The 16781-nt window shown below is 63.2% G+C and carries 9 protein-coding genes; 6 read left to right on the top strand and 3 right to left on the bottom strand.

Features of this window, described 5'->3' with window-relative positions:
- Positions 1–59 precede the first annotated feature (59 nt).
- Positions 60–455, top strand: coding sequence for a hypothetical protein (locus AC6CH2_RS07210; RefSeq protein WP_498268631.1), 396 nt, complete (start codon positions 60–62; stop codon positions 453–455).
- Positions 456–1042: 587 nt separating this feature from the next.
- Here AC6CH2_RS07210 and AC6CH2_RS07205 read toward each other — a convergent pair.
- Complete coding sequence (locus tag AC6CH2_RS07205) at positions 1043–1489, bottom strand: DUF8243 domain-containing protein (protein WP_498268630.1); 447 nt, start codon at positions 1487–1489, stop codon at positions 1043–1045.
- Between the two features lie 2007 nt (positions 1490–3496).
- Here AC6CH2_RS07205 and AC6CH2_RS07200 point away from each other — a divergent pair.
- Positions 3497–4390 carry a hypothetical protein gene (locus AC6CH2_RS07200; protein WP_498268629.1) on the top strand — a complete coding sequence of 298 codons (894 nt, stop codon included), beginning with the start codon at positions 3497–3499 and terminating at the stop codon, positions 4388–4390.
- Positions 4391–4679: 289 nt separating this feature from the next.
- Here the strand turns inward: AC6CH2_RS07200 and AC6CH2_RS07195 are convergent, their stop codons facing one another.
- Positions 4680–7028 (bottom strand): hypothetical protein, encoded by a 2349-nt coding sequence (locus AC6CH2_RS07195; RefSeq protein ID WP_498268628.1) that lies wholly within the window; start codon positions 7026–7028, stop codon positions 4680–4682.
- A gap of 748 nt (positions 7029–7776) precedes the next feature.
- Between AC6CH2_RS07195 and AC6CH2_RS07190 the strand changes: the two genes are divergently transcribed.
- On the top strand, positions 7777–8049 hold the full coding sequence (locus tag AC6CH2_RS07190) for a DUF1488 family protein (RefSeq protein WP_498268627.1): 273 nt from the start codon (positions 7777–7779) through the stop codon (positions 8047–8049).
- 315 nt (positions 8050–8364) lie between these two features.
- On the opposite strand, the gene AC6CH2_RS07185 is transcribed toward AC6CH2_RS07190, so the two are convergent.
- On the bottom strand, positions 8365–14280 hold the full coding sequence (locus AC6CH2_RS07185; protein WP_498268626.1) for an AAA family ATPase: 5916 nt from the start codon (positions 14278–14280) through the stop codon (positions 8365–8367).
- A gap of 721 nt (positions 14281–15001) precedes the next feature.
- Here AC6CH2_RS07185 and AC6CH2_RS07180 point away from each other — a divergent pair.
- The 3 genes from AC6CH2_RS07180 to AC6CH2_RS07170 are packed head-to-tail and all read left to right on the top strand — an operon-like array spanning position 15002 to position 16551.
- Complete coding sequence (locus tag AC6CH2_RS07180; protein WP_498268625.1) at positions 15002–15580, top strand: hypothetical protein; 579 nt, start codon at positions 15002–15004, stop codon at positions 15578–15580.
- A gap of 31 nt (positions 15581–15611) precedes the next feature.
- Positions 15612–16238, top strand: a complete 627-nt coding sequence (locus AC6CH2_RS07175; protein WP_498268624.1) for a DUF4238 domain-containing protein — start codon at positions 15612–15614, stop codon at positions 16236–16238.
- Positions 16180–16551 (top strand): DUF4238 domain-containing protein, encoded by a 372-nt coding sequence (locus tag AC6CH2_RS07170; protein WP_498268623.1) that lies wholly within the window; start codon positions 16180–16182, stop codon positions 16549–16551. The genes AC6CH2_RS07175 and AC6CH2_RS07170 overlap by 59 nt, the downstream gene beginning before the upstream one ends.
- Positions 16552–16781: the final 230 nt, after the last annotated feature.

Below are 16781 nucleotides of genomic sequence, written 5' to 3'. Positions count from 1 at the left end.
GGTTGCATGACTCGGCGGATCGCGTCCAGAGACTGGCTAGTGCCAATCACGGGAAGTGTGTGCTTGATCCCGCGGCGATTCGTATCGAATATGATGTCACTTTGCGCCTAGCCTCATTTATATCTGTTAATTGCTTGCTTATAAAAGGAGCGCCGAAAGCGAAGCGAGTGGCGAATGAGTCGGCATTGTTCGCGTTCGCGGCCTTGTTGCTATTTGTTTCTGGATGGGATCTAGGGGCGGCCATTAATCGGTTCGCGGACATTATGAATGACAGATCTTCGCCTGCGACGGGGGCGGAGGCCCTCGACTTCATGAGCGTGAATCCATTCGAGGACTACGAGGCCTGGGGTGAGCTCAAACGTTTGCAGGCGCTTAGTGGGTTTCACACGGTTGATTTTGATGCGCGCGAAGACATCTTTAAATTGGAGCGGCAACTTCAGGCTAAATTTTCCTAGCGCGCGCATGCGTGCATTGCAGGCATGTGCTCGTGGCGCGAGGAGGGGCGCTTAAAGCATGTTGCGCCCGTGCGACTTGTAGGACGTCGAGCGGCGAGCTGTCCGGGCAGCTTGCCGCGTTGCGAGGCTACGGCTAACTCGGCCGACTTCGCCGTCAATTGCTCGTGCAAGGCGTAATAGGTGAAGCCCTCGGTGTTCTCCTGCATCGTGAGGTTCAACTGCGGGAACGTACCGAAAGGGTCGTGACACGCGGCCGAGCTTGGAACGCTCGTTATCGTCCCGTAGGTCGGCACCATGACGATCCACGCTCTGTCTTGCGCAACCGAGTACTCCGCAGCCTGCTCTGCGGTAGCCGGGACGCAGCGCAATCCCTCCTGTGCGTATTTCGCGAGATGCCAGTGTTCCAACCCACTTAGGATTTGAACTCATGAAGCGCGGCATGCCAGTGATATTCACGCTGGACGGCATGGAGTACCCAGTGCACCTCTAGTAGCCACCTAATAGTTCATTCAAGGCGACACCGCGACGCGGCTTAGCCCGCTAATGGCCGCTCGTGGCCGGAAGCAGTCGTTGGTCTATGACGGCTCCTATGCCGAATTGACCCTTTGCAGCACCGACAGGATCTCAGGCTTTGCATATGCCCAGTTGTGGCACTTGAAACTCCGCAGATCTTCGATAGGCGTTTTGCAGCCGACGCAGCGCAAGCCTGCAATGGCTTTGGGAGCTTCCGTGTTGACATACTTCTGATTGCCCAGAATCACCTGCGCGATCATCGCCCTGGAATGCACCTGCTCCAGCGCGGACGACACGATATCCAGCCAGGAGATCTCGCGCTGGCATTTTGGACAGTGTCGATGATCCGCATTGAGCCAAAGCGGAGCGCCTATGGTCTTTTCCGGGATTCCCAGCAATTGCTCGATGGCGCGCACGTCCTCGCATGCCGTCACCCAGCGGTGCTTCCCCGGCAGTGAAGCCGGGGAGTCGTAAACCTCACGAAAGACAGCGTCACTAACGGGGATGGTATTGCGTTCCATGTCTCCTCCTAAGCGTGCGTTTTGGAACTGTGGGCAGGGTGGTCGGCTGTGACGTCGTGGCCGCGCCGGTTACAACAGTTATCGCGTTGCCTGGGCCAGGTACTACTGACACGGCACGCTCAGTACCTCGCAGTTGGGCTGGGAGAACTCGGCACAGGCTTCAGCCGACTCCTGGTCGCGCGCCAGATACTGTTGCGACGTGCAATCGGAGGAAGGGCAGGACAAGTACACCTGGTGCATCGAGGCCTGCAGGCCGATCACCCGATCGCCCACCAAGTTCCGCGCACACTGCAACGCTTCTTCGGGCGTGTTGGCGGTGACTTCTGTGCGGGCGCCGCAACTGTTTTCGTCTTCGTAGAAAACCTCGATTTGCCGTGTGGAGAACGTGTAAGGGTTGCCGCCGCAGGTTCGCGGATTACTGGCGCCCCCGCCCGCGCCTGGCACGCGGCACGCATCGTCTCGACACTGCATACCTGCGTTGCAGCTCTGCAACATGCCCCGGCAGCAGGGTTGGCCTGCGTCACCGCAGGGGCGGCAAAAGCCCCCGTGCGGCGTGCCTTCACGGCACAACGGTTCAGTCGCGCATTGGGGCTGGTTGAAATAGCCGCAAGCCTTGCACACGCCCTGCGAGCACTCGCCGGGAGAGCATGGCGCCACGCCAGCCAAATGGCAGCAGCGCTGACCGGGCATTCCGCAGCTCTCGCATATGTTCCGGGAGTTGCACTGGTTGCCGCCATGGCACAGGCTCCCGGGCATGCAAGGCTGGCCATTCCATCCGGCCTCCACACAGGTAGCGTGGTGCGCGGGATGCGGCGCCGCGCCGGCGTTACAGGGCGGATCGCCATTGCAGACAGGCATGCCCGGATACCCGCAGCCCACGCACATCCCGTTCTGCTCCACGGAGCGGTCGAAGCAACCGCCCGCGCATGAAGGCTGCCCCAATCGCCCACAGGCTTGGCAGGTGCCGTACGGACGGTTGTTCCCGACGACTAGATCGCAGGTCAGCGAGGGTGCCTGGCAGGTGCCTACGCCGATGGCAGGCTGCGGCGGACAGCAGGCTTGGCCTTCGTGCAGGCCACAGCCTGCCTTGCAGCGCCGCTCCTGCGGATCGCACACGGCGCCTGTGCACATCTCGCGGACTAGGCCGGTAGGCACATAGACGCGTCCGTCGGACGTCCATCGTGGCGCCCGCGTGTCCGGACCATCGCAGCACACCTGTCCCGCACGGCCGCACGGGGATACGCAAGTATTGCTGGCCAGGTCGCAACCCAATCCCGTATTGCAGGTCACCAGCGGCCCCGATGTTGCCGGAAAGTCGATGGGCCGCGGCGGTGTGCAGCAGACCTGGCCCGGACCGCCACATTCGACCAAGAGCGGCACGATGTCCCGTGGGCGCAACACGCGCTGATCCGACGGCTGGCCGGAGCCGTGGGGAGCAAGAACAAGCAGGAAGACGGAAACGGCGCAAATCCAGCGGCTCATCGGCATGCTTCTTTGCGTAGATGCCTGCTACAACGCACCCCAAGGAGGGGGGCGGTCATCATTGGACCGCTACTGACCGCAAGCCGCCGCTAAGGGGTGTCTCGATCTCCTTGTGATGGAACGTCGTGGCCGAAAGCGGCAGGAAGTTGGCCGAACTTTAGGGAGCTCGTACAATCCTCGACCGGCCCCTCATTGGCCCCCAGGAGCCCCCAAACGCCCCCATTAGCCCGTCAAGAGGGTTTGAGCCGGGTTCCCTTGGCTCCACCAATTCCCATTCGCTCGCAGTAGCTCTCACCGCCCCCAAATTGGCCCTACTGATCAGGGTGCGGCATGGCCAGCGTCCGCATTCGACCCGAAGCCGCGCCGACTCTATCATTCTTGATACTTGCCGTCGGTTAGACGCCCGCCCCTTCTTCGCACCATGACCTCCATTCCGATTTCCGAACTACAGCAGATCCCATTTGTTGATGCGGAGACCTTTCAAGGGCGCACGCTGACCTCATTGACCTTCTTCGTGCGCGACGAATGGCACATGTGGTTTCAGGCGGGAAAGGCCTCATCAAAGTCAAAGGATCGCTAGCTGAGGGCTACTACTTTGGCGATGCACCGGCCCACGAGAGCGACGCATTTCTTCAAGTCCTCGACTTCATTGCACAGCGATGCGCGTGGGGCGGCGTGGTACTGCCCTACAAGGGCCTGATGGCAGATTTTTTCAACTTAAGCGCGACAGTCCGCAAGCTTGACTTTCTAGCGGAGCATTCGTCCGTCTTTGGCCCATCCGCATCTCGGATGGTAATCACCGAGCTTGAGTACCTCTTCTCGCTGTGCCGCAGCATATTCGATCTACTGCAAGAGATCATCGCCGCGCAGTGGGACACCGTGAAACTTTTCGACCAGTCGATCTCGAAGCGACAAATGCCATCGAGCTTCGCCAGGATGTGTCTGAGTGAAGGTCGTGTGCGAACTGTGGAAGAAATTCAATCTCAGTTCCGAGTTCCTGAACCGCTTGCTGCATTCTACGCACGACGCGCCCCGTTCTTCCAGATGCTTCGCGCATCGCGTGATCGCTTCATGCATGGAGGCGTTACGCTCGAACTGATTTTCGTGACTGAAAAGGGCTTCGCCGTGCCACGCAGCATGGCGCCGTTCAGCAGCTTCGACGTATGGACAACAGAGCACATGCTTCCAAACGAACTTTGTTCGCTACGGCCAGCCATTGGCCATCTGATCCGGGAGACCTTGCTAGCGTGCGAGGACTATGCGGCAACCTGCCAATCCGTAATTCAGCACCCGCCCCCCATGGCGCCAGGCCTGCGGCTGTTTGCACGCGGGTATTTCAACCAAGCGCTTTTGGATTGCTTGACGGCCACTGAGAACTGCGATTGGTGGCCAGCACCACAGACGAGGACCGCTAATTGAGGCCCCCGTAAAGGCACTACTCGTACAGGTTGTACGGGCGCTCATCGCACATGACCGCTAGCCGAGGGCAGTGGGAAGCTGGCCCCGAGTTCACCCTATGTGCGCCTCCCCTCGTGGCTCCTTGAGGAGATTGAAGCGCGATGTGACGTCGAAGAGATTGAGGAACCGGACTTCCTGATGTCACTCTTGCCTCCTGAAAAGAGACGCTTGGCACCGCCACAGATACGAATGATGTAGCACTGCGCTCGGTCGTCGGCCCCGGAGGCTTCCGCCCTGACCAATGGAGGGGTCAGAGGTGCTCCGGAGGTACTTCGGGGTCTTTAAGCATCAAGGACATAACTGGCTGCTCGAAGGCGGCCCGGCCCCAGCGGGTAAGCACGTCGTGCAGCGCTTCCCAAAGTAGCGACGGCGGCAACTCGCGAATGCGGTCGTACCTCGTATCCCAGCCCTGCGCGATTGCCCGCTCGCCGTTGCCGCGCAGCAGGTTGATGATGCGAGCTTTGAGCTGTGCATGGCCCGGCCGGTGGCGTGCCTTATAGTCCAGGGTCTCACGCATCGTCTTGTGCGCCAAGTAGTAGCACTGCGCGATAGACAGATGCTCAAGATGTGAACGGAATATCCCGCGAGCGTCATCCATGTTCGGCGTGGGCAAGCCACGATTGGTTACTAGGTGATCGAGGTATGTCACCAACTCCTCGACGCCGAGATCGCGGGCGAGTGCCGGAGCATGGTCTCGCCATGCCTCGGGCCACTTCCCGCGAGGCAAGTCGCGAATCGCCCGCTGCAGCGCGAGAGTGTTCGCGGAGATGCGCCACACCACGCGCGATAGATACGCGGTCAGTCGCCCGTCCTCTTCGACCTTCACTACCCCTGCGGGCGTCGACTCATCAATGGCGAGCACCCCTTTGTTCATAAGCTCGAACAAGGTGCCGATGAATTTGTTCGTGGGCTCGAAGCGCTGGCCGAAGCTGGCCAGGGGTGTCAGTCTCCAGCTCACGTGATCGAGCGGACTGGCGCGCAACAGGGCGACCAAGGTCGCCGCCTCAAGTAGGCTCAGGTCCTCGGCGCAAACGCGCGTAGATTCAGGCTGCGGATAGCGCGCCAGCGCCGCCGCCAGCCGGTCTTCCGGCTTGTCGGGCATCTCGGCGAGTTCCTTCATCTCGCGCGCGATCGCCGAGTCGACGCGCGATAGCGACAGCGTCGCTAGGCTGGAAAGCACTGCCTTGCCGCCGCTTACTTCCGCCAGGTCCGCTCCCCATTGCTCTAATAGCGCTTGGCCAGTGGCGGAGGGGGTCGCGCGCAACCAGTGTAGAGCCCCAGTGAACATGGTCACGGGGTCTTTGAGATTTTCGACGTCAACGATGAGAGATTCCAGAGGCGCGGGAAGGCGGTCGTCTTCAGCGTGCGAGGTCCCAGCGGCGCGCTCGGCGAGTTGGGCTAGTACAGCGCCAGCGCCGGCCGGGTCTTCCGCGTGAGTCGCATACGCCTCGAAGGTAGCCCGACCGATCCACCACGGCAACCCTGGCTCGGGGTTGGTACACAGCAGCTTTACTTGGTCGGACTCGGGATCTCGATGCAGCACTGCGTCCGCAGCCAGCATGAGGCCCCAGCGTTCGCGCACAGCACCACTGAGTTGCGCCTCAACCTCACGCCAGCGAGTAGTGAAGTCGAAGCTGAAGTGCCCGAAGTGCAGCACGCCGTCCAGACTGGGCGTGGCGACATAGGCACCCCAGGCGTCAAGATCCTCGCCCCCTGTGCCGTGCGAGTTCCAGGCTCGCGCCACCAATGCCGCCGCCGCTTCGCGCAGCCGGTCCTTCTGCTCCGTCTCAAGCGCTACTTGGAGCAGAAACTTCGGTGCGACAGTCGGGTCACGGCCATCGGCGACGTGTGGGACCGCCGGCACGAACGCTTCGAGCTGATCCAGGACGGTTTCATAGGCGCTGGTCTCGCCGGCGCGCGCTCGATGCAGCGACAGCATTGCGCGCATCTCCGCGAGGGAAGCAAGGTTTCGATCCCCAGTCTGCGCGTCGTGGCTGACCAAGCGCTCAAGCGCCTCGATTACGCGCTCGACATCGGCCCAGCGCGCCAACCGCATTGAATAGACATAGGCTTCATGGAATACGTCTTCGTGGCGCGCGCCTGGCAGCGTGCGCATCAGGGCGTCCAGGATCTCCGGGTCAAGTTTGCCGGCGACGCGCTGCTTGCCCGCAACAATCGCATGCGGCCAGGCCCAGTCGGGGTAGAGCGCGCGCGCCCGCATGGCCTGCGGGCCGGCATCTTCGTGATAGGTGCCGAGCACGTGGAACAAGGCGTGGAAAACAATCATTGGCGGGCGGTCGTGCGAGAGCGCCGACTTGAACAGCGCATTGACGCGCAACCGCCGGTCGGCCAGGCGACGACTGGTCTGCGCGCCGCCCAGTCCGCGCATGCGTCGGCCCCAGCGGCCGCCCAAGATCCACGCGAGCACAGCCTGCGCCTCTGGATGCTCGCCAACGTTCGCTTCGCTCAGCAGAGCTTCGGCGCCGGCGTCATCGCCTTGCATACCGAGGCAGAAGCCGTGCTTGGCGCGCTCGACCGGATTGGAATCGGCCGCAGCCGCATAACCCGATGCCGCGGAGGCGTAGTCTTCCAAAAGCAACGCTAGATCCGCTTCGCTCCAATGCGCCGCTGGGGCAGCACTAGCTGAGCGTGCCGATAGCACCTCGCCAAGCGTGGGTGGCATGCTTGAACGTTTCGGGTGCTTTGGCATCGAAGTCTCACACGTACTACAGTTCAGCTGCATCATTTGGAGGGCGAAGTCCGCGATCGTTCGCGAGCCATACTCCAGCGTATCAAGGATCCGGCGCTGGGAAGGCTTTTCCGCACAGATGCTCATTGCAAACGTTTCGCCCTGCGGGCGGGCCTCAACTGGCCCTATCCGATTGACCCGCGCTGCCGTGCCGTGTCGCTCTATGTCCCTGAAATCGCTCTGCTTACGGGACCTTGACCAGGTAGGGGGTCCAGGTTTGAATCTCGGGCCGCATACGTTCCCCCATCGACATTCATTGGCCCCCATTAGCCCCCATCAGCCAGCCAAGACGGTTTGAACCCGGTTCCCGTGGCTCCACCAACCCCATTCGCCCCCAATAGCCCTCAGCAGCTCCCACTGGCCCTCATTGGCCCCAACGGGTCAGGGTGAGGCATGGTGAGTGTCTGATTTCGACCCAAAGCGGACATCTGCGGAGCGCACGTTCTGCACCCTGGTGGGTCCGGTTGTACATCAGCTTGTTAGCGTAAACCAGTTGTCCTATGATCGAGTCAAGGGGGATCGCCCACCATCAGGTGCGCTGTGGATAAGCCGTATAACCGAGCCCAGAGATTCAGCTACTAGGTAGTTTGGCGCTCTCATGGAGTGGAATATGCAGGTTTCGTTTAGCGGTAAGTACGCAATCAATCCGCAGACGTTCGGGATCAACTTTGAGGCAATCGTTGATGGATCCAGTGTCATTTGCATGATTTCCACCGAAGCATTGCGAGACATAGATCCAAGCAATGCACAGGGCACTGCACAAGATCAATTCACGTCAAATCGCTCCGCATTCGAGCGAATTGCAGAAAAGAAAATTCGCGACGGACAACCTACGCCGATTGCTATCACCAGCGCCGATGTACGCGCCTAGCAATTAGTTCAAGCCGAACCCGCATAGGGCACCGCTTGGGTGCTTATCCTCTACGCTAGCACCCAGCCAGAGCCAGGTCGCGCAAGTCTCGCCGCAGCTGAAGCCGGACTCGGATGGCCCAAATTTCTCGAAGCTCAGCGGCGCCTTCTGACTTGCGATCTTGCCCTTGTTCCAAGGAGCTCGGCGATGCTTGCGCTTGGCAGCCATGGCTTACTCCAAAATGAAGGGAGGACCAGCCTGCTATTGCGCCGAGATGACCGCTACCGCTTCCGACCCAAAGCACGACAACGGGCCTATCCGGACATGATGTCCGACTTAGGATTCGCCGTCGCTCTGGGTCGGTGCGGGACGCGTGGCGCGTGCGTTTCGCGCCGAGGTGTTCCTGCCCTGCTGCTTTTGCCGTCGCGCCAACACATCAGTGCGCGCGCCTCCGCGCTCCGCGTTCCACTGTTCGCGGCCGGCCGCGGTCAGCACGATGACGGCGCCCTCGCCCTCCAAGTACTCGCCGTGCAGCTCGCCATCCGGTCCGCCGTCCCGCCAGGAATGCGCGGTCGCCACCAGTTCACCATCGATGTCACGCCACGTGGTTTGATCGACCGATCGCCAGCGCAGTTGCTCGGCGATATGCGGGTTTACGACCAATTCCCAGCGGGGCATCGCGCCCAGCCGCGGCCGCGCCACGAGCTGGACCGGCGCACCCGTCGGCAGGTTGTGCACCAGTTCGGTCGGATCTCCTGTCGGCTGCATGAGCACACCCAGCAAGCGCAAGTGGCTCCACTCGTACCGGGAATCGACGTAGCGGCCGCGGTAGCACGTGATCTCGCCCAAGACGAAGTCCGCGGCTGCGTGGTCGGCGACATCGTCGTTGACGCCCTCCAACCACGCCGTCTCGTCGCCACGCACCTCGGACAGGACCGGGCGCCTTACGAACGCCGGCCGCGCGTCGACGTCGGTACGAAGCCAGGCTGGCGTTAGTTGGAACTCGTGCAGCAGCTCGTCGACCCGGTCGCTCGGGATGTGGCCGGCGGCAGCCAACTCGCCGGCAACGTGCCGCAAGGCGCGCAGCGCCCCCATTACGTGGGGATAGAAGAAGGTGTTCTGCAGGCCAAACCTCGACAGGCGCGCCTCCAAGCGATGGATGCCTGCCTGACCAAAGGCATCCACACCGCCCCACCCGTCGATCAGCTGTTGAACGCGGCGGCGCACGTGGTCCTCGGACACGCCGGTGACCTGGGCGAGCAGCTCGATGGCGTCGCGAAACGGCGCGCTCCAAGCCGTTGGATCGGACACGGACGGCGGTCCGAAAGGTTGCGCACGCAACTGGTCGGCGCGGCCGGGTGCGCCAATGGGCGGAAGCGCGAGGCTGTAGAACGCGGGCATCGGGGTCGTCACCGGGTCGACCTCTCGTCCCCAGTGGGTGGCGAGCCGCCGGGCAAGTTCTCGAATACCAAAGTCGGCATTGTTGATGAGGCCCATAACCAGCGCGACGAGCTCGGCATCGGGCTCCACGCGGGTCGCACTGTGCATCAGGCGCAAGCCATCCAGGACAACGTCGTCCTCGCCACTGGCTAAGAGGGTGGCCATCAGGTGCGCGAACGCATGCGGATCGGCGGACGCAAGCGCAAGCGCCGCGCGGCCGGCATGCCAGCGCACGTCGGTCACCGGCAACGAAAGCATGCGTTCGATCAGGGAGGCAGCGAGCGTGGCGTCGGTCAGCGCCGCATCAACGCTCACATCCTCGCCAAGCCGGTAGTCGCGCGTGCTCGGCAATTGCTCTTCCACCGCCGCCCACATCGCAGCCCAATCGGGTGACGCGGTGAGCACCGGCCAGATATCGTCGACATCCCACAGCAGCGCGCTGACCTGCTCCTCTCCCGCCACCAGCGTGGCGATGAAGTTGGCATAAGCCGTGGGAAACACCGCGTCGCCCTCCAGCTGCAGGCGCGCCGCGAAATAGCGGCGCAGCCCGCCACCCCATATCCACGACCAGCGCGCGCTGCTGTCGCCTGTCGGCGGATAGGCGGCGACCAGGCGCGTCGCGGCCGCATGATCGCCGGCGGTCAGCGCGCGGTCCACCAGGCCGAAGCGGCATTTGTAATCGGCCTGCAGCTTGGGATGGCGATCGAACAGGGCCAGCGCCGCCGGGAAGTCCGCGTCCGGCAGCACGCGTACAAACGCCATCGAGGCCTCGTAGCTGATTTCCCCACCCGCGCCGTCCGTATCCAGGCGCGCGATCAGTTGCACCATGTCTGGCACGTTGTCGTAGCGCGTGGGCGAGTTGCCCATTCGGCGACGCAGACCGGGAACACCTTCCAGGCGTTGCAAGGCGGCGTCGACCGGGGTGGCATCTTCGCCACGTGCGAGCAGCGCGGCGCGCAAGGCCGCCAGTGCATCCGGCCGCACGTCGATCAGTGCGTGTCGCTCGATGTTCCCAAGCAATCGATCGCGCACGTGACCCAGCTGCTCGGGCACTGTAAGACGGATGGCCTCGTGCAGGAATTCACCTTCTTCCGATTCTCGGTAGTAGGCGGCACGGTGGAAGGGCAAGCACAACGCCACCCACAGCTCGACACAGGCCAACACGCGCGACGGGTCGCGGCGCATGGTGCCTTTCATCAACCCGTCAACCATCGCCGGGAAGTCGATCAACTGGTTCGCAAGCAAGGCATCGGCAACGCTGGACGCAAGTGCTGCGCTGTCGGTGGCGGCCTCGGCTACGAGAACATGGGCCAATCGGTGCGCTGCATCGCGCCCTTCGGTGGCGCTCATCCCGATCGCCTGGCGCGCCAGCACGCGAACGCGCTGCGCCCGACCGGGCGGGTCTGCCCGGTTGGCGGCTTGCAGCAGGCTCGCCCAGAAGGCGTACTGCGGATCCTTCTTGGCCCGCAGGGCGTAGCCCAGGGTCTCGCCGCGCTGCTGCGCGAGCAGTTCGCGCGCGCGCTCGGGACGTCCAATTCGCGCCAGCGCCTGCGCCAGCCGTGCCGTGCAGGCCAGAAACTGGCTGGGGGTGCCTTCCTCGCGCTGTCCCAGCAAGGCGTCCAGCCGCCCTTGAGCCCCGTCAACATCGTTGCTCACCCCGGCCACAGCTTCCGCCACCAGGATCTGCAACGGCGTGTGGCGACCTCCCTGGCGCGGGTGTTCGGCGAGCACCTGATCGAAAGCCGCCACCGTGCCCGCGAACTCCGACGCGCCAACGCGTGCGGCCGACCGGAGCAAGGAACCCAACACCTCGGGGGCCGCCTTGTCGAGCTGCAGGGCGGCGAAATGCTCGTCCACCCCGCCCGTGCCGGCCCGGCACACGTAGCGCATGAAGCTGGCGCACAGTTGTGCTGCGGCGCCAGCGACGACGTTCTGCGGCGCGCGTCGGCTACGCGCGGCGAGCTGTCCGGTATCTAGGGCAAATTGCTGGAGCGGGCGCAAGACGGCCATTCTAGGCGGCGATGCCGGCGGCGCCGGTAGGTCCATCCACACGCCCAGTTCAGCGGCGTCCACGACAGCGCGGACGAGGTAGCCTGCCCGGCCGAAATCCGTAGCGTTGTCCAGTTCGTTCAGCGCCGGCGTCGACACGCCGTCATACAGGGCGCGCGCTTGCGCGATGAGGCCGCGCCGCGCCGCGAGCAGTGGCGTGGTGCGACGAAGTCCCCGCGGTACCAGCGCGAGCGCCGCAGCGTCGGCGACTGCTTCGGCGAGCGCCGCGGTCGACTGCGCGAGCAGGTCGGCACCATCCGCCAGCAACTGCCGTGCCGCTTGGGTCGCCAGTAGCGCCCGTGCCGTCGGCTCCAGGCGAAAGTCGGCGATCAACGCGTCGCGGTCAGCCAACGGATTGCGAGCGAGCGCGGCCAGCGCCGCGCGCTCGCGCAGCTGCAATCCCACCTCTTCGGGCTCGTCGATCGGACCGGGCTCGCGTTGCAGCGCCTCGACGACGCGGTCGATCCCTGCGACCAGTTCGGCGGGCGATCGAAACTCGCTCGCGCGTTCGGCCCACTGGCCAAATTCGTCCACGCGCATGGACGGCCCGTTGCTCATGCGGTCGCTGCCTAGGTCGTGCAGCGGTTCGATCTGCTCGAACAAGGTTCGCGCCCGATCCAGGTTGCCCTGCTTCAACCATGCATCCACGACCAGGAAGCCGTCGCCCCCGACTTCGTCGAGGAAATCCTCGGCCTCCTCGAGCAGCCCCAGTGCCAGTAGCGCCCGGATCGATTCGTCCGGTTCGTCGAAGGCCTCGGCGCGCCGATACATCTCGTCCGCGGCCAGGATTAGCGTAAAGGCCGCGGTTGGGTCGACCACCTTTTGTAGGGAACGAAACGCGAGGCGAACGTCCGCGCGAATCTCCGACGCCGCGCGCCCAGCCAGGTATTGCGCGCGGAACAGCGTCGGTGTGGCCAAGGCCAGCGCTTCGCTGTGCGCGCCGGCGCGCATCAGGTAGCGAGCCGCCAGAAAACGCTGTGGCGAATTCGCGGGAGCCCGTGCGGCCAAGTCGGCCAGCTGGTGGTAGGCGCGCGCCGAATGGTCTGCGTCCGGCAGTCCGTAGCGCGTGCGCGTGAGCCGGGTCAGGAACAGCCGAAAGCTGTTGTGGAAGATGGACCAAGCATGGCCTGAACGCTTGAGCAGGTGGCGAACCTGACGCCAGGTCCGCTCGATGGCAGCCGATGGATACAGGCTTTCCAGGTCTCGCGGGTCCAGCGGTGCTTCGGCCCGAGCCACCAAGCCTAAGATGTCGAGCACCTCGTTGTCTTCTTCCAGGCCGCGCAAGGCGGCCGCGTACAGTGCGTCGATGTCGCCCACGTACTCGAACCCTTCGCGCAGAATCCGATCACGCGTGGCGCTATCTTCCGCTGCGACCAACGCCTGTAGTAGGTAGTGCGTCGCCAGCGGATGACCCAAGGTCAGCTCACGCAAGCGCGGCCGAGATACCGCCGTCGGCACGCCGAGGGCATCGGCCATGGCAGCGATGGCCACCAAGGACAGCCCCTGCATTTCGACCTGGCGCTCCGCCACGCTGGCCTGGTCGCGTACGGCCGGAGGTATGTCGGGCAGGTCGACGCGCTGGGTACCCAGGATGAAGAGCACCCCGTCAGGCACCGCTGCCGGCAGCGGCAAGTTGGCCAGAAACGATCGCATCGGTCGCTCTTCGCGCGGCACATGGTCCAGGCCGTCGACGATGATCAAGGTGCGCAGGCCGTCGGTGGTAAACCGCTCGCCGGCCTGAGCCAGCAAGGCTTCAATCTCTTCGCGGCGGTGGCGCTCGTTCTCTCTCAGAAACCGTAAGCCGGGCAGGCCGGTATTGCGTAGGCCGGCGGCCACGTCGTCCAGGAAGTCGGCGGATTCCCCGCGACCGATGCCTTGCGCTCCGCCGGGCACGTAGGCCAGATAACGCACGACCACGAGTTGTGGCTCGGTTTCCAGCGCGATCTGCAGCAAGGTCGACTTGCCTGAACCGGGCGGGCCGACCAAGGACACGTAGCCGCTTGGATGGTCGCGTACCGCGCGCTGTAGTTGCGCTTCGGTGTCGGGATTTCGTTGCACGGCCACGCCGACCGGGAATTGATGGCGACGTCGCGGCTCGTTCTCGGGCCAGCTCATCTCCTCGAGGAATTCGGCCCGCGTCCACCGATCGCGTTCGGGCACGCGCGCGACCAGGTGCGGGAGACGATCGGCGATGCGGTCGACTTGTGGCTGCGTTCGGCTCGTGATGCCGTAGCGCGCCGCAAAATCCGGCTGGTCACCGTGCACCAGTTCCACGTGCTGGAAGAATTCCTCAAATTCGGGTTCGGTCAGCCCGGAGGCCACATGCAGGTCGTCCAGGAACGGGCCCCACGGCGTGGCGCGCCACTGCGCCAGCGACCGGTCCGGATTGGCCTGCCACTCGGCGACGAACTGCCGTGTCGTGCCTTCGGTTCCGACGCGATCAGCGTCGGACGGCGTATCGTCCACCACGACCCGCAGGCGGATGCGCACGTCGGGGCAGCTGGCTTTCAGCTCCTGCCAGGCTTGCACCAGCCCGGGCAGCAAACCCGACCCACCGGTCAGGAGCGTAGCGATGCGAAACGGGTCCGGATCGCGACTGGACTTGAACTGGTGGCCGATGACTTCGTCGTCGAAGCCGAGTACGACGTCATCAGCGATGCCCGCACACCGATCCGCCACACCCACCCAGCGCAACTGCCGGGTCTGGAGGCCGTGGTAGATGGCGGCGGCCGCAGACGCGTACTGACGCGTGTAGCCGAACATCGCATTTCGTTCGCCTGCGCCAGGCGCGCGCCGAGGCGGTGGTGTACCGCCAGCGGCGCCATCGCCGCTGGGGTCGTTTGGATCGGGAGCGCTCATCCCGCCATCTTAAAGAATCGCCTTTGCTCTGCGTAGGTGCTTGCCCGTCGTGGCGTGGCCCGTCAGAACGCAGATAATTCGACCGGCACCGCGCGGCGCTTGATCAAATTGATGCAGGCGCCTGCATAAGACCCGCGTCAACCTCCCATGCGCGATCAAATTCTCGAAAGATGCTGTCGCCAGATCCAATTTCCGCTTTTTGGCCGAAAGCGATCGGAAGCGGGGCGAGTCCGGAGAGGGCAGCATAGTCGCTGGCCGGGCCTCTCATCGGCCCCCAAACGCGCCGATTAGCCCATCAAGAGGGTTTGAACCCGGTTCCCGTGACTCTAGGCAGCGCTGAGCATAGCCCTAAGAACCCACGGGAGCCGATGAGCTAGTTGAAGCTTGCTGTCGGTCTGCTACCCGCCGACGTCCTCCCCATAGGTCGCTCCGCATTTGTAGCTGCGCGTACCTCTTTCGTGATCCCGGAGTGCCTCCCAAAGCGCCGCTTGCCGCTAGCTGGGGCTGCTTTCCTGGCCTAACGAATCAACGCTTCCCGTTACCAGAGTCAGGTGCTCGGGTCGTCCGACAGCTCAGAGCGCACGTCGAAGATTCGCATATCTCGGAACCAGCTCAGGGGGCAGGTATGAGTCTCACACGCATCTTTTGCTTGTTGATCACTTTGTTGATGACAGTTGGCTGCACGACCTTTGGTCAGCAAGGTGCTGCGCCCTGGCCATGGAAAGATCGCTTGCTTTGCAAAGAGGGTAAAGAGTGCGAAGTAGCTGATGCGCGCGAAGCCTATGCGAGGGCGAGCGAATTCTGCCGGCAAGTCCACAGCTATTACGAGTCCCAGGGACTCTACTCGGATTCGGGACGGCTGGGTGTGGGGATTGTTGGGGTGTTAGCAGGAACTGTCGCATCACCGCTATCATCGGGTGCAGCGGCTAAGGCTTGGGCAGGCTTATCAGGCGCCACGAATGGGCTCCAGACCCAAATGGATGGCGCATTCTCCGGGGCGATTTCGATTCGCAGACAAGAGGGAATCAATGCCGCCAGAGTGCGCGCCGCGCAGGACTTTCACACCGCGATGACAGCAACATGGTATGCGACCAAGCCCAACTATGACATAGCTGTCATGCGCGCCGTAGACATGGCAGCAGCATGTTCGATGGGTGCTAGTCAAGCCGACCGAGAGACGCTAAAGGCACTAGATGCCCGTTAAGCGAAGGAAAAAAGCGGCGTTAGGGGGCGCTATGGCCTACACAGGAAATGCCAAGGTTCAGCACTACGTGCCCAGGTTCCTGCTGCGGCACTTCGGCAGAGGCAAGAAGGACAAGCTCTTCGCCTTCGACAAGCAGGCAGACCGATCATTTCCCACCAACGTCAAGAACATCGCAGCCGAGTCGCGTTTCTACGACTTCGACATCGAAGGGCACCAGCTGACGATCGAGCCCGGCCTGGAACGGGTCGAGAGCGCGGCAAAGCCCGTCGTCAAGAAGATGCTCGATGAGGATTCCTTGGCCCCTTTGACCGGCGAGGACAGGGCTGCCATGAGCATCTTCCTAGCCGTGCAGTTCACCCGAACGAAGTGGTTCCGGGAGCAGTTTCGAGAGATGCCCAAGATGCTCGGCGAACACGCCCGCCGCGTCTTCGGGGAGTACGCCGACCTCAGCAGCATTGCCGATCAAATCAAGATCCCGGACGACAACGAGCTCGCGTTTCAGATGGCTGGCTTCATCACTGAACACGCGCGCGAACTCGCGCTGCGGTTCGCGAACAAAGTTTGGATGCTCGCGGCGACCGATTCCAAATACCCCTTTTATGATAGGCGACCACCCGATCGGCCTGCAGAACCAAATCGACATGGCGCCGTACGGTAACCTCGGCTTGGGAGTGAGGGGCATCCAGATCTACTTTCCACTCTCTTCCAGGCGCGCACTCGCGATGTGGTGCCCGTCGCTGCTGGAAGCGTTTCGCTTGGCCGTGAAACTGCGCGGGGAAAGCGGCGCGCGTGCTGTGCTTCACGCGCTGGAGAACGGGAGTCTCCTTCAGTACACGCCCGACAACGTCACGCACTTCAACACCCTGCAGATCGCGCATGCGGAGCGGTTCGTGTTCTCCAGTGTCGATGAGTTCTCACTGGCAAAGCGGATGCTAGCCGACAATCCGAGCTTCCGAATCGGGATGCGATAAACCACCAACTAGTTTCGGAACTCAGAATGGCTCGTGGTCAGTCTGCCCGCATGCCTCATGCAGGCGCGACCCACTACACGCCAGAAGAGAAGAATCACTTCCGACAATGCCTGCAGGTCCGCCATCCGACATGGAGGAGGACGCGGTCCTCCAAGTTGCTACGGATCGCAGTCGCGCCTACTGGCATGCGCCCAATGGTGCATTACCCGTGCCCCGCATTTGGCAACCAT

Source organism: Lysobacter sp. GQ73 (assembly GCF_059758755.1).
This window is presented reverse-complemented; position numbering and strand designations above follow the sequence as displayed.

Bases quoted from the DNA above. Each gene is read 5' to 3' on its own strand.
- AC6CH2_RS07205 (WP_498268630.1), bottom strand. From the start codon at position 1,489: ATGGAACGCAATACCATCCCCGTTAGTGACGCTGTCTTTCGTGAGGTT.
- AC6CH2_RS07200 (WP_498268629.1), top strand. From the start codon at position 3,497: ATGGCACATGTGGTTTCAGGCGGGAAAGGCCTCATCAAAGTCAAAGGA.
- AC6CH2_RS07190 (WP_498268627.1), top strand. From the start codon at position 7,777: ATGGAGTGGAATATGCAGGTTTCGTTTAGCGGTAAGTACGCAATCAAT.
- AC6CH2_RS07185 (WP_498268626.1), bottom strand. From the start codon at position 14,280: ATGTTCGGCTACACGCGTCAGTACGCGTCTGCGGCCGCCGCCATCTAC.
- AC6CH2_RS07180 (WP_498268625.1), top strand. From the start codon at position 15,002: ATGAGTCTCACACGCATCTTTTGCTTGTTGATCACTTTGTTGATGACA.
- AC6CH2_RS07175 (WP_498268624.1), top strand. From the start codon at position 15,612: ATGGCCTACACAGGAAATGCCAAGGTTCAGCACTACGTGCCCAGGTTC.
- AC6CH2_RS07170 (WP_498268623.1), top strand. From the start codon at position 16,180: ATGATAGGCGACCACCCGATCGGCCTGCAGAACCAAATCGACATGGCG.